This window comes from Aeromonas sp. s1(2024) (assembly GCF_040908005.1).
In the GTDB taxonomy this organism is placed as follows: Bacteria; Pseudomonadota; Gammaproteobacteria; order Enterobacterales; family Aeromonadaceae; genus Aeromonas; species Aeromonas caviae.
Map to the genome: position 1 here is coordinate 81,026 of NZ_JBFOCW010000059.1, position 12,420 is coordinate 93,445.

Here is a 12,420-nt window from a genome sequence, read left to right on the forward strand (position 1 = left end):
GCTGGCTAGGCTTAACGGGATGAAACGGGAGGGGAAATTCCTGCCGCTGAGCGAGTGCCGTGCCATATGGGGAGCGGGTGCTGTGCTTGCAGGGAAGAGGGTGCCGGGCAGATGAAGGAGAGGGATGGGTGTACGCCGATGTGTTGATCCTGCTGATCTTCGCCGTTGTGCTGGTGGCCATTTTCCGGCGCCTCGGCCAGCCGGTGATCCTTGCCTATCTGTTTGCCGGCATGCTGCTCGGCCCCCACGGCGTGGCCATCGTCACGGGTCAGGCCATGATGCAGACCATAGGAGAGCTTGGCATCGTGTTCCTGATGTTCTCCCTCGGGCTCGAGTTCTCCCTGCCGCGTCTGCTCGCCATGCGCAAGCTGGTGTTGGGGGTCGGCAGCCTGCAGGTGCTGTTCACCTCACTGCTGTTTTTCGGGCTCGGCTGGTGGTGGGGGCTGAGCCTGGCCCAGGCGCTGGTGGTATCAGGCACCCTGGCGCTCTCCTCCACCGCCGTGGTGATCAAGCAGCTCGGCGAGCTCAAGCAGCTCCATACCCGGCGAGCCCAGCTCGGGGTGAGCGTGCTGCTGTTCCAGGATCTCGCCGTGGTGCCCCTGCTGGTGATGATCCCCATCCTGGCCCAGCCTGAGGTGCAGGGCAGCGCCCTGCTGGCGGAGGTCGCCTGGGCCTCCCTCAAGGGGTTGTTTGCGCTCTCCGTGCTGCTGGCAGTGGGGAAGTGGCTGCTGCCCATGCTGTTTTTCGAGGTGGCGCGCGCACGTTCAGACGAACTCTTCGTACTGAGTGCCCTGCTGGTGGCATTGCTGGCGGCCTACCTGACCCAGTGGATGGGGCTCTCCATGGCGCTCGGTGCCTTCCTGGCGGGCATGATGCTGGGGGAGTCCCACTATCGTCATCAGCTCGAAGTGGACATCAAGCCGTTTCGCGACGTGTTGATGGGGCTCTTCTTCATTACCATCGGCATGACCATGGACTGGGCGCTGGTGGCGGACGCCTGGTGGTAGGTGCTGGCCTGTGTGACGGGGCTCATCCTGTGCAAGTCGCTGCTGATATTGCTGGCGGGCCACCTGATGGGGGAGCGCAAGCGCGACGCCATGGCCGCTGGCATCATGTTGAGCCAGGTCGGGGAGTTCGGTTTTGTGCTGCTGGCGCTGGCGAGTCATCACGGCTTGCTGGATCACCAGCTGGTCTCTCTGCTCATCGGCATCGGTGTCATCTCCATCGCCCTCACCCCCTGGCTGGTGTTGCGGGCGCTGGGACTTGCCCACTCCCTCACCGACAGTGCCCTGCTCTCTCGCGCCGAGGTGGCCCAGTCGGGCCTGAGCAAACACCAGCACGTCATCATCGCCGGGTTCGGACGCACCTGCCAAACCTGTGCCCGCTTTCTCAAGCTCGAAGAGATCCCCTTCCTGGCCCTGGATCTCGATCCCGAGCGGGTGAGTGAGGCGAAGCTCGCGGGGGAACAGGTGGCGTTCGGCGATGCCAGTCGGCGCGACATCCTGCTGGCGGCCGGTCTGCTGCGGGCGCGGCTGGTGATCATCACCTTCGACGATCGCAAGCGGGTCGATGCCATGCTGACGCTGATCCGGGAGCTGGCGGGGGAGATCAAGGTGCTGGTACGCACCCGGGATGACAGCTTCCTTGAACACTACAAGCAGGCCGGCGCCTTCGAGGTGATCCCCGAATCCCAGGAGGGAGCCCTGATGCTGGTCTCCCACCTGCTGCTCAACTGCGACATTCCCATCGGCCGGGTGATCCGGCGCATGGAGCACGAGCGCAGCAGCCAGTATCGCTTTTTGCACGGTTTCTACTGGGGCGGCAAGAGTGCGGGCAATCTGGAGACGGATCAACTGCTCGAGCGGCTGCATCCCGTGCTGCTGCACGACCAGGCCTGGGCGGTGGGACACAGGGTACGGGATCTCGCCCTGGGAGAGGTGCGCATCAAGGCGATTCATCGCGGGGAGCGCAGCCTGGATCCCTGGCGCGAGCTGGTGCTGGCGGCGGGAGATACCCTGGTGCTCTTCGGCACGGCCGTGGCCATGGAACAGGCCGAGCAGCGCCTGCTGGAGGGACGCTAGGATCTCCTTCCCATGAGATAAGGCCCCTCAGGCCTCTTCGCGAAATTGCTCCTGCCTCCCGCTGCCCGGCAGGTCGAGGAAGGCCTCGATGCGCTGGCGGTGATCCAGCGCGTCCTGGTATCCCAGCTTGATGAGCCGCTGGCAATAGCCGGGGTCAAACATCAGGAAGCTGGCCAGGCTGCTGCTCTCTTCGCCGTTGACCCCAAGCACTCGCAGCAGACGGCGCAGTTGGGTCGGCAACCGTGGGAGGTATTCGAGGGCGATGAGGTCGAGATCCTGGCTGGGGCGGATCACGCAGGTCTCCACCTGGCGCAGTTTCAGTCGACTGCGCTCCCGTGCCGGAATGAGGGAAAGGGTCTGGTTGATGCGCCCGAGCCGCTCCAGATCCGAATTAAGGGTGTCGGAGAAGACGGTGTTGAGCAGATGGCTCGCGATGTTGGAGCTGGTCAGGTGCCCCTGGCGGGGAGTCGGGTTCTCCCTGTGAGGGGAGTCCAGGGTCACCAGCAGGATCCGCTCCGCCCCCAGGTGGATGGCGGGGCTGAGCGGGCTCAGCTGGTGGATGGAGCCATCCCCGTAGACGCGATCGCCGATGGGGGTGGCGGGAAAGACAAAGGGCAGCGCCGACGAAGCCAGCAGATGATCCGAGGTGAGCAGGGTACGCAGGCCACGTCGTCTGGCGCGCTCCCAGGGCTGATGTTCGGCCCGCCCCTGGAAGAAGGTAGTGGAGAGGCCGTCATCGTAGTCGGAGGCCGTGATGGAGATGGCCTCCAGGCTGCCGTAGAGGATGTTGTCATCGATGCGGTGATAGTCGATGAGCTGATCCAGCAGACGGCGCAGGGGGGCGTTGTCAAACAGGTGAAAGGCGCGGTTGCTCTGGGGGGTGATGAGGCCGGCCGAGCCCTGATAGAGGGTGCGCCACAGCAGTTGGCAAGGGTGGAAGTCGAAGATGTGGTGGGTCTCGAAACGTCGCCAGACCCACTCCAGCTTGCGCACCCCCAGATGGAAACAGGAGGCGTAGCACGCCAGCGCCGTGATGTTGAGAGCCCCCGCCGAGGTGCCGCACAAAATGGGGAAGGGGATGCCGATGTTGCGGGGGTAGAGTTCGGCCACCGCCTTGAGTACGCCGACCTGATAGGCGGCGCGGGCACCACCACCGGTCAGCAGAAGAGCAGTATTGGGTCTGGCCATGAGGGTGCGCCTTATCGTGATCGCCAGGGCGGGTTGCCACCGCGCAATTCAACTATAAGACGTTGTATACCGGATAAAAATGGGCCGCACGCTCAATTTTTGCGGCCCGTTTCCTTTTCAGTTTGCCAAGGGCGTCTGGCTCAGTTGATCGAAGGCGGCGAAGGCTGGAGGGCTTGCCAGAATACGGCCATGGCCGAGCCCCCGGGTGCTCACCAGCCGGGTGCGGCCATCCTGGGCCGCGCGCAGGGAGTCCCGGTGGGGGGCGAAGCGGTCTTCCTCATCGTGAACGATGAGGGCGGCGCCGCTGCGCCGGGCTAGCCGGCCAAGGGGGTCAACCGTGCTGAGCGGGTGCTGGTATTCGTGTTCTATCTCCTTGACCACCGCATCGAACAGCCGGATGGAGTAGCCGGAGCGCGCCACCATGCCGTAGAGCTGGGGCACGTAGTCGAGCACCGGGGAGATGAGCAGCAGCGGCAACGCATCCATGGCAGGGTGACGGCTGCTGAGGGTGACGGCGCCCCCCATGCTGTGGGTGACGACGCCCTGGACGGGGCCGACCCGCTCGAGGATCTCGTCGAAAGCGCGCACGAAGCGGGGCAGGTGGCCCCTGTTCCCTTCACTCCGGCCGTGGGCGGGGTGATCGTAGGCGAGGGCCGTATAGCCCTGGGCGGCGATATGGCTCATCAGCGGATAGAACTGGCTGGCACTGCCTGACCAGCCGTGCATCAGCAGCCAGACCGGCCCCTGCCCGAGCCGGTAGCTCATCAGGGTCCCTTCACTGGTGTGGATGGCCTGCTCGACCAGGCCGGCCGGGGCTGCGACGTCCCGGGTCGCCCGCTGCGGGGTGAGCAGCAGCTTGCTGGCGGTGCGCTTGGCGTGGGTGGGCGCGAGCACGTGATGCAGGCGGGTGCCGAGGCCCAGCAGCAACTTGCTCGGGCTGAAGCGGCGTGTGTTGAAATAGATCTTGCTGCTCATGGTCATCCTGTGTCTTTTGTGTGCGAACGGTCGTGCTTTTTTGCGGGTTTTTAAAAAGAAGAGCCCGTCGGGTCAGCGCCAGCTGGCCAGCAATTGTTCCACCTCGGGCCAGAAGTGGCGGGCCGGATCCTCGCTGAGCCCCAGGGCATGGAACACCTGATCCCCGAGATAGAGGCCATAGAGACGATAGACGGCGCGCCAGGGATCGAGATCGCTGCGCCACTCCCCTCTGGTCTGCCCCTGCACTACCTGGCGTGCCAGGTAGTCGAGCCAGAAACGGACCAGCTCGCGTGCCGCCTGCTGGACCTCACCCTCCTGGGCGGAGGTCCAGGCATCGAGGAACATGCAGCGGCCGGCAAAACTCTGGTTCCAGGCCAGCCAGGCCTGCAACAGGGCGAGCAGTTTCTCCTGCTGGGTGGCGTGCCCCTGTTGGCGCACCGGCTGGATCACCCGCTCACGAAATACCTCGGCGGAATAGGTGAGCACGGCGATTTGGAGGTTGTCGCGGGACTGGAAGTGGGCGAATAGACCGCTTTTTGACATCTCGCAGGCCGTTGCGAGGGAGCCTATGGTGAGGCTCTCCAGCCCCTGCTGGCTCGCCTGCTCGAATGCAGTCTGCAAAATGGTGTCGCGGGTCAGACGTCCCTTGCTCATCCGGCTCTCCTCTCTCTGGGCTGGCAGCATAAAGTACGACCGTGCTAATTGTCGAGCCGCAAATGGTGCAGGGAGGCCGTTTCCGGCTGCCGCGGGGTGCCAGAGAGTCTGTTGGAGGGGGGCTGGCTCGATACAAGCCAGCCGGGGACGAGCTCAGTCGTCCTTGATGCCCATTTGCTGCAGGGCGATGACTGCCTGGGTGCGGTGCTTGACCCCAAGTTTGCGGAAGGCGGAGTGATATGGGCTCTGATGGTGACAAGGTGCTCAACTGTCCTTGATATCCATCTGCTGGAGGGCGATGACCGCCTGGGTGCGGTGCTTGACCCCGAGTTTGCGGAAGGCGGAGTGATATGGGCTCTGATGGTGGCAAGGGGCTCAACTGTCCTTGATATCCATCTGCTGGAGGGCGATGACCGCCTGGGTGCGGTTCTTGACCCCGAGTTTGCGGAAAATCGCGGTGATATGGGCCTTGATGGTCGCCTCGGAGACGTTGAGCTCCCAGGCGATCTGTTTGTTGAGGCTGCCATCCCGCAACATGATGAGCACCTTGTATTGCTGGGGGGTGAGGCTGGCCAGCTTGGTGGCGAAATCGGGCCCTTCGCCGGGCTCGGGATGGAGGGAGATGCCTTCCGGCACCCAGTTGTCCCCCCCGATCACCGTATTGAGGGCGCTGACCAGCTCTTTCATGGGGACGGACTTGGGAATGAAGCCGAGCGCGCCCAGGCGCAGCACCTGCTGGATGATGGCGGGATCCTCGGAGGCCGAGACCACGACGATGGGGAGATCCGGGTGATGTCCGCGCAGATAGGCCAGCCCCTCGAAGCCGTTGGCCCCCGGCATCTTGAGATCCAGCAGCAGCAGGTCGACGTCGGGATGTTCGTCGAGCAGGTGGCTCAGGCTGTCGATGGAGTCAGCCTCCAGCAATCTGGCGTCGTCGATGGCCATGTGCACCGCTTGATAGAGGGCGCCCCGAAACAGGGGGTGGTCATCTGCGATGACGATGGTAAATTGGCTGTCCATAGCTCACATTGTTGCTAACTGATTGTTTTGAAAAATCAAACTAGCACTGCTACCCAAGTGGGTCAAACCCGCCAGTACGCAAATGTGAGGTGGTCATCGGATGTCGTGCCACGGGGCCGGCGGGATGGCCAGTAAACAACCCATGCAGGAGGCAATCGATGGGATCCCTGGTTTTGACGGTGGGCACGGGCTCCACCTGGGCAATGAGAACGGCGCTGGTGCTTGCCATGAGCGGGCTCAAGTGGCAGGAGCAGGTCTTCGATCTGGAAGATGCCAAGGAGCTGCAACGGCTCAAGCGCACGGCCCCCGCCGGCCTGGTGCCCTGGCTCGACGACGGTGAGCTGCGTATTCACGACTCTCTGGCCATCGCCGAATATATCCACGAGTGTTGCCCGGAGCGCCACCTTTATCCGGTGGACAAGGCCGAACGGGCCCTGGCCCGCAGCCTGTGCGCCGAGCTGCACGCCGGTTTTCGTCAGATCCGCACCCTGCTGCCCTTCTTCCTGGGGGCGCCCACCCAGAGTGAACCGCCGGTGGAGGTCATCGACGAGCTGGCCCGGTTGCAGACTCTCTGGTCCCAGGCGCGGGGGCCCTTCTATTTCGACGAGGCGAGCATTCTGGATGCCTTCTATGCGGTGATGGCCTATCGACTGGCAAGCTATGGCATTTCGCTGCCCGGTCAGGCTGGCGCCTATCAGCAGGCTTTGCTGGCCTGGCCCCTGTGGCAGGAAACCCTGCTCAGGGCGAGGTTGCAGTGGCCAAAGGCGGCCCGCCAGTCTGATTGATGCGGGCGTCGGCAAGACAAAAAAGGGGAGCCATCGGCTCCCCTTTTTATTCAGGCTAGGTCGCTATTTCTGCCGACCCGCGAAGACCACGACCACTTTGTCTTCTCCTTTCTCCCGCACGAAGCCATAGGGGACATCGGAAATCTTCTTGTGGCTGCCCGCCGCGATGGCAGGGTGGGCGGCACGGAACTGGCCGAGCCGTTGCCAGTGCTTGACCAGCTCCGCCTTCTCGCCACTCGCCAGCTCCTGCCAGTTCATGTCCGAGCGCACGCTCTGATCGAACACGCCGCCATCCTTGGCCAGTCCCCGGCCGGACTCGTCGCCATAGTAGATCTGGATGCCCCCCGGCAGCAGCATGAAGCTGTTGGCCACCCGCCGTTGCAGCGCCACGTCCTGATAGTCGCCGAAGAAGAGCTTGGTGTCGTGGGAGCTGATGTAGCTCAGCACGTTGAACTCGGGATCCTGGTTGATGCGGCTGGCGTAGCTCGCATAGGTGGGCTCTGCCCCCGCCATGCACTGGGCCTGGGGCAGGGCGAATTCACGCTGGTAGTCGAAGTTGATCAGGGAATCGAAGCCGTGCTGGTACCAGAAGTCCTTGGCGACCCCGTGATCCCACACCTCGCCCACCATGTAGAAGGGAAGGTCATCGAGGGCCTTGCCCGGGTTGGCGGCCTTCCACTCCTTGAGCGCGTCGGTGCCCGCCTGCTTGAGCCTGGCCCAGACCGCGGGCTCCAGGTGCTTGACGGTGTCGGCACGGAAGCCGTCGATGCCGAAGCGGCGCACCCAGTCGGTGTGCCAGGCAATGAGGTAATCGGTCACGGTGGCGTTGGGCAGGGCCTTGGCCCTGGTGTCTTTTTTGGCAGCGAGCAGCGGTGGCAGCCCCACCGATCTGGTGGATTCGGTCAGGAAGTCCGGCAGTCCCGCCACCGAGCCGGTGACGTCGTCGGTGCCGGGTTGCGGGTAGCCGGGCAGGCCTGCGCGCACCCAGTCAGGGCCCCACCACTTGTCCCAGTGGGATGACTGGTAGTCGATGAACTGGTTGTAGCCATGCCAGTTGAGGCCGCCGCTCGGGCGCCATTCGTTCCAGCGACTCGGCAGCTTGCCGGTGTTCTGGGTGAGATCGGTGAGCCCCAGATCCTGCAAGTCGGCGAGGGTGGCGTAGCCTGCGTGGTTCATCACCACGTCGAGGATGATCCGCATGCCGCGCTTGTGGGCCTCGTCCACCAGGGTTTTCAGGCTCTCTTCGTCGCCGTAGTTGGGGTCGATTTTGGTGAAGTCGAGCGCCCAGTAGCCGTGGTAGGCGTAGAAGGGGAAGTTCCCCTGTTCGCCACCGCCGATGAAGCCGTGGACCTGTTCCACCATGGGGGTGATCCAGATGGCGTTGATGCCGAGTTGCTTGATGTAGTCGAGCTTCTCGGTCAGCCCCTTGAAGTCACCGCCATGCCAGGTGGCCACTTCGTCCTGACCATCCTTCTGACGACCGAAGCTGTGATCATTGGCAGGATCGCCGTTGTGGAAGCGGTCGGTCAGCAGAAAATAGACGCTCGCCTGATCCCAGCTGAAGGGAGCAGGCTTGGCGGCCTTGACCGGCTCGAGCAGCAGCAGGCCGCCGCTCTCCTTGCTCGGTGTCAGGGTGATCTTGCCGCCCTTGACCACGGCTTCCTGTCCCGAGTAGGCATCCCGCAACCGGGTGCCGTCGGGCCAGACGCCCTTGAGTGATGTCGTGACCGGGCCGCCATCCCAGCTGATGCAGGGCTCTTCCGGGGGCTGGCGTTTGAACTCGCTCTTTTTGGTTGCCCGCAACACCTTGAGGCTGGGGGTATCGGGGTTGAAGGTGAACTCGTAGTCCCCCGCCAGCATCACCCTCAGATTGAAGTCTGTCCCCTTGCTGCACTTGTCCATGGGCTGGGCGGTGCCGAAGGGAAGGGGCTTGGCCTCGGTTGGCCCGAAGCTGGTGCCGCAGCTGTTGCCCGCATCGCTGATGCGGATCTGGTGGCTCCCCTTGTCCAGTCTGTGGGTCAGAGTGACGGTGCCCTTGTCCAGCGTCAGCGCCTCGGCCACCGGTTTGCCATCCACATGGAGATAGACCTCGGGGGCGGCCATCGCCTGACTGATGAACAGCGGTGTGGCGAGCACGGCCAGCCACAGGGGTGATGGGCGAAGAGCGGGGCGCGAAGAGAGACGCATAAGCCATTCCTTGAGCAGAGTGTGAGGAGCAGGGTCCGTTGAGGCACTCATTCTAGGGTGCGCTGGGGCAGGCTTGGACCGGTAAAATACCGATTTGTGACGTCAGTTCAAATGGTTACGTTTTCAAGAATGGAAAAGTGTGAACCGGGTGTCGCGGCCATGAAAAAAGCCGGTCAGTTGACCGGCTTGTAGGCATTCGGGGTGGCGTCACACGGTGAAGAACTTGAAGTTGACGAAGGCCACCGCGATGAAGGAGGCAACCATGCCGCTGATGCAGAGCACCGCGGGGCGGATGGCAGGCCAGCGATGGGCCAGCAGCACGATGGCCAGCAGGGTCGGATAGAGGCCGAACATGTAGCGGGGCATGGCGTTGAGCCCGGTCATCAGGGGGATGGTGCAGCAGATGAACATCAGGGTCGCTTCGGCCCAGCGTTTCTGGCTGAACAGGTAGCCATTCAGACACCAGCCGAAGATCACCATGATGGAGAGATAGGCCTTGCGCCCCCCCAGCTCGAAGCCGCTCAGCCACCAGTCCAGGGGGCTGTCCATATAGCGGCCCCAGGCCACCTGGATGTGCTTGAAGGCCAGGGCATCCCCGGTGAGGTGATAGAGATAGACCATGTAGGAGAAGAGGCCGAGGGGAATGAGCCAGAGGGTGAACACCACCTTGAAGGCCCGCTCGGTGAAGCGGAAGAACTCGCGCCAGCCGTAGGCTTGCAGGGCCAGGATCAGCACCGGGAACACCATCATCACCCCCAGGTTGCGGGTGGCGGAGATGAAGATGCCGAGGAAGGCGACCATGAGCCACTGTTCGCGGTAGGCGAACAGGAACATTCCCAGCATCAAGGCCATGAACATGGGCTCGGTATAGCCGGAGACGAAATAGGCGGAGAAGGGGGAGAAGGCCAGCAGCCAGACCCCGAAGCGGGCGGTGTCGTCCCCCAGCTTGAGCTGGCGCAGCACCAGCAGCATCAGGGGCAAGCTGATGAAGAAGGCGATGTTGGCCACCAGCATCAGGCCGATGAGGCTCTCCATGTCAAACAGGCTGGAGAGACCGCCGGCCAGCATGGGATAGAGGGGCATGAAGGCCCAGTTCGCCGCATTGCCCTTGCTCAACCAGCGTGGATAGAGGTCGTAACCATTCTCGATGATGCGCTGGAACCAGACGCAGTCGAACTGGCAGTAGGCCTGCAGCGGCCCGATGTCGGTGGCGCCATAGAGCTGGACGCCGAAATAGCCCATGCCATAGAGCGCCACCCGGCTCAGCACAAAGGCGGCGACAATCATCAGCCAGTCGCGGCCGCTGATGCGCAGTGACGGGCGATAGGGGAGTGCAGCCCCGGTTGACGGGGCGGTATTGGTCATATCATTCATCAGGCAAAAACCCAGATACGGGAGAGAACGTAGGTGAGCACGGTGACGGTCAGGGTGGCGATCACCACCGGCAACAGGCCGGAGAGACCGGCAAACAGCAAACCGCTCAGGATGAGGTTACGCACCGCCAGAGAGAAGAGGGCAACCAGCAGGAACTTGCTGGCGGCACCTTGTTTCTGAAAGGTGATGTAGCGATGGCCGAAGAACGAGAACCAGAACGCCACGGCAAAGGCCAAGGTCGTGACTAGGTGCTCGGAGATGGCCGGCCAGGTATGAAACAGGGCGATGGAGGTACCCAGATCGACGAGGGTGGCCCCCCCGCCGACAAAACCGAAGCGAACCAGCCGCCAGAATTCCTCGCGGGAGATCATTGAGACGCCTGCTCCTGCTGATCATCAGCGGCTTTCGCGGCGGCCTTCTTGCCAGCGCCCTTCTTGCTGGTGGTGGGCACTTCCTGCTTCTGCTCTTCATCCTGCTTGGCGTACTGGCCGTAGACCCCTTCGATGAGGTAGACGGGGCGCTGTTTCACCTCGACGAACATGCGGCCGATGTACTCGCCGATGATGCCCAGCGACAGCAGCTGGATGCCGCCGAGGAACAGCATGACCGACATCAGGGAGGCGTAACCGGGCACGTCGATGCCGAAGAAGAGCACCTGGGTGATGATCTTGAGGATATAGAGGAAGGCGATGAAGGAGACACCGACCCCGATGTAGCTCCACACCCGCAGCGGCCAGCTGGAGAAGCTCATCAGGCCGTCAAGGGCGAAGTTCCACAGCTTCCAGTAGTTGAACTTGGTTTCGCCGGCATGGCGGGCCGGGCGCTCGTAGGGAACGCCGACGGCGCGAAAACCGGCCCAGGCGAACAGCCCCTTCATGAAGCGGTTGCGCTCCGGCAACTGCTTGATGGCCTCGACCACCTTGCGATCGATGAGGCGGAAGTCACCGGCGTTCTCCGGCAGCTTGGTGCTGGTGGAGAGGGCGTTGAAGAAGCGGTAGAAGCCACCGGCGGTGAGGCGTTTCATCGGGGTGTCGGCGCTGCGATCCACCCGGATGCCGTAGACGGTGTCATAGTCGCCGGTCTGCCACAGCTTGACGAACTCCAGAATGAGAGAGGGGGGATCCTGCAGGTCCACGTCCATGGGGACGATGGCGTCGCCCTTGGCCTGGTGCAGGCCGGCGGTCATGGCCGCTTCCTTGCCGAAGTTGCGGGCCAGGTTGACCAGGGTCACACGGGGATCCCGGGCGATGGCCTGCTCGACCACCTCACGGGTGCGGTCACGACTGCCATCGTTGACGAACACGATTTCAAGCTGGTCTTTGAGCGGGGCCAGTTCGGTATCTATCGCGCTGATGAAGGCGTCTATGCTCTCTTCCTCGTTGTAAACGGGAACGACCAGAGAGAGTCGAAAATCGGCACGGGACATGGGAACTTCCTTATTAAAAGAATTATTTTACGGAACAGATACTTGGGGCATTCCGCTTCACTGAGCCACGGTCAGTCGCACGGACTGGACGTTGAGCGGTGTCGGGGCGGAGAGCGCCAGGAAGTTGGGACGCTTGGGATCGGCGGTCAGGGAGTCGCCCGGCAGGCTGAGGCGGATCTCGTTGATGCCCGCCTTGGCCAGCTTGACCGTGGTGGTGAAATCATGACCCAGCGCCACCTTGAGCAGGGCGCCAGCCTGAGGGCTGTTGATCCTGGCCTGGATGGTGAGCTGCTCCGGCTGGGCCTGCTGCTTGGGCAGCACGAAATAGAGACCGCCCTGACCGCTCAGCTCGGTGCCTTGCTCGCTGGGCTTCTTGGCCCAGCCTTCGCTTGAGAGGAAGCGGCTCGGCTTGGTCAGGTTGAGTTCGTTGCCGGGCTGGTAGGTCATGCTGGAGTTGTGCTCCCAGAAACGGGTCTTGCCTTCCAGGTAATAGAGCTTGTAAGCCAGGCTCACGTTGGGGTGAGCGGCCAGATAGAGGGTATAAAGGTAGAAACCGCTCAGTGCCAGGATGGCAGCCAGAAAACCGAACTTTTTGTAGGTCATATTACTCACTCGACGCCCGACAGATTGATAGGCAGATTTCGCGCATATGCTAATCCAATTGCAAAAAAAGCATAGTGGATCACAAAAATATATTTGCTCACATATTAACCCTCAATCACCCTGCTTA

At 62.8% G+C, this 12,420-nt stretch carries 10 protein-coding genes and 2 pseudogenes; 2 read left to right on the top strand and 10 right to left on the bottom strand.

Features of this window, described 5'->3' with window-relative positions; translation table 11 throughout:
• Window positions 1-128: 128 nt before the first annotated feature.
• Window positions 129-2,081 (top strand): annotated as a pseudogene (locus AB5Y70_RS13965) (cation:proton antiporter).
• 27 nt (window positions 2,082-2,108) lie between these two features.
• On the opposite strand, the gene AB5Y70_RS13970 reads toward AB5Y70_RS13965, so the two are convergent.
• The 5 genes and pseudogenes from AB5Y70_RS13970 to AB5Y70_RS13990 all read right to left on the bottom strand — a co-directional run bounded on the left by AB5Y70_RS13970 (window position 2,109) and on the right by AB5Y70_RS13990 (window position 5,918).
• Window positions 2,109-3,269 carry a patatin-like phospholipase family protein gene (locus tag AB5Y70_RS13970; RefSeq protein WP_049636284.1) on the bottom strand — a complete coding sequence of 387 codons (1,161 nt, stop codon included), beginning with the start codon at window positions 3,267-3,269 and terminating at the stop codon, window positions 2,109-2,111.
• A 117-nt stretch (window positions 3,270-3,386) separates the two neighbouring features.
• A complete protein-coding gene (locus AB5Y70_RS13975) occupies window positions 3,387-4,244 on the bottom strand; it encodes an alpha/beta hydrolase (RefSeq protein WP_048208776.1) in 858 nt (285 codons plus the stop codon).
• Window positions 4,245-4,316: 72 nt separating this feature from the next.
• Window positions 4,317-4,898, bottom strand: coding sequence for a TetR/AcrR family transcriptional regulator (locus AB5Y70_RS13980; protein ID WP_048208163.1), 582 nt, complete (start codon window positions 4,896-4,898; stop codon window positions 4,317-4,319).
• Window positions 4,899-5,162: 264 nt separating this feature from the next.
• Window positions 5,163-5,243, bottom strand: a pseudogene (locus tag AB5Y70_RS13985) (DNA-binding response regulator); the annotation flags it as partial.
• 30 nt (window positions 5,244-5,273) lie between these two features.
• Window positions 5,274-5,918, bottom strand: a complete 645-nt coding sequence (locus AB5Y70_RS13990) for a response regulator transcription factor (protein ID WP_041214700.1) — start codon at window positions 5,916-5,918, stop codon at window positions 5,274-5,276.
• A 158-nt stretch (window positions 5,919-6,076) separates the two neighbouring features.
• Here AB5Y70_RS13990 and AB5Y70_RS13995 point away from each other — a divergent pair, with 158 nt between their 5' ends.
• Window positions 6,077-6,703 carry a glutathione S-transferase gene (locus AB5Y70_RS13995; RefSeq protein WP_049636285.1) on the top strand — a complete coding sequence of 209 codons (627 nt, stop codon included), beginning with the start codon at window positions 6,077-6,079 and terminating at the stop codon, window positions 6,701-6,703.
• 63 nt (window positions 6,704-6,766) lie between these two features.
• On the opposite strand, the gene AB5Y70_RS14000 is transcribed toward AB5Y70_RS13995, so the two are convergent.
• From AB5Y70_RS14000 to AB5Y70_RS14020, 5 genes are all read right to left on the bottom strand, one after another.
• Entirely contained in the window at window positions 6,767-8,890 is a 2,124-nt protein-coding gene (locus AB5Y70_RS14000; RefSeq protein ID WP_049636286.1) for an alpha-amylase, read from the bottom strand.
• Between the two features lie 207 nt (window positions 8,891-9,097).
• Window positions 9,098-10,264 carry a membrane protein gene (locus AB5Y70_RS14005; RefSeq protein WP_029313951.1) on the bottom strand — a complete coding sequence of 389 codons (1,167 nt, stop codon included), beginning with the start codon at window positions 10,262-10,264 and terminating at the stop codon, window positions 9,098-9,100.
• Window positions 10,264-10,635: a GtrA family protein gene (locus AB5Y70_RS14010; protein ID WP_010673439.1), complete on the bottom strand. Its 372-nt coding sequence runs from the start codon at window positions 10,633-10,635 to the stop codon at window positions 10,264-10,266. The genes AB5Y70_RS14005 and AB5Y70_RS14010 overlap by 1 nt, the downstream gene beginning before the upstream one ends.
• Window positions 10,632-11,690 (bottom strand): glycosyltransferase family 2 protein, encoded by a 1,059-nt coding sequence (locus AB5Y70_RS14015; RefSeq protein ID WP_041214702.1) that lies wholly within the window; start codon window positions 11,688-11,690, stop codon window positions 10,632-10,634. Before AB5Y70_RS14015 ends, AB5Y70_RS14010 begins: the two co-directional genes overlap by 4 nt.
• A gap of 57 nt (window positions 11,691-11,747) precedes the next feature.
• Entirely contained in the window at window positions 11,748-12,293 is a 546-nt protein-coding gene (locus tag AB5Y70_RS14020) for a hypothetical protein (RefSeq protein WP_010673441.1), read from the bottom strand.
• Window positions 12,294-12,420 lie beyond the last annotated feature (127 nt).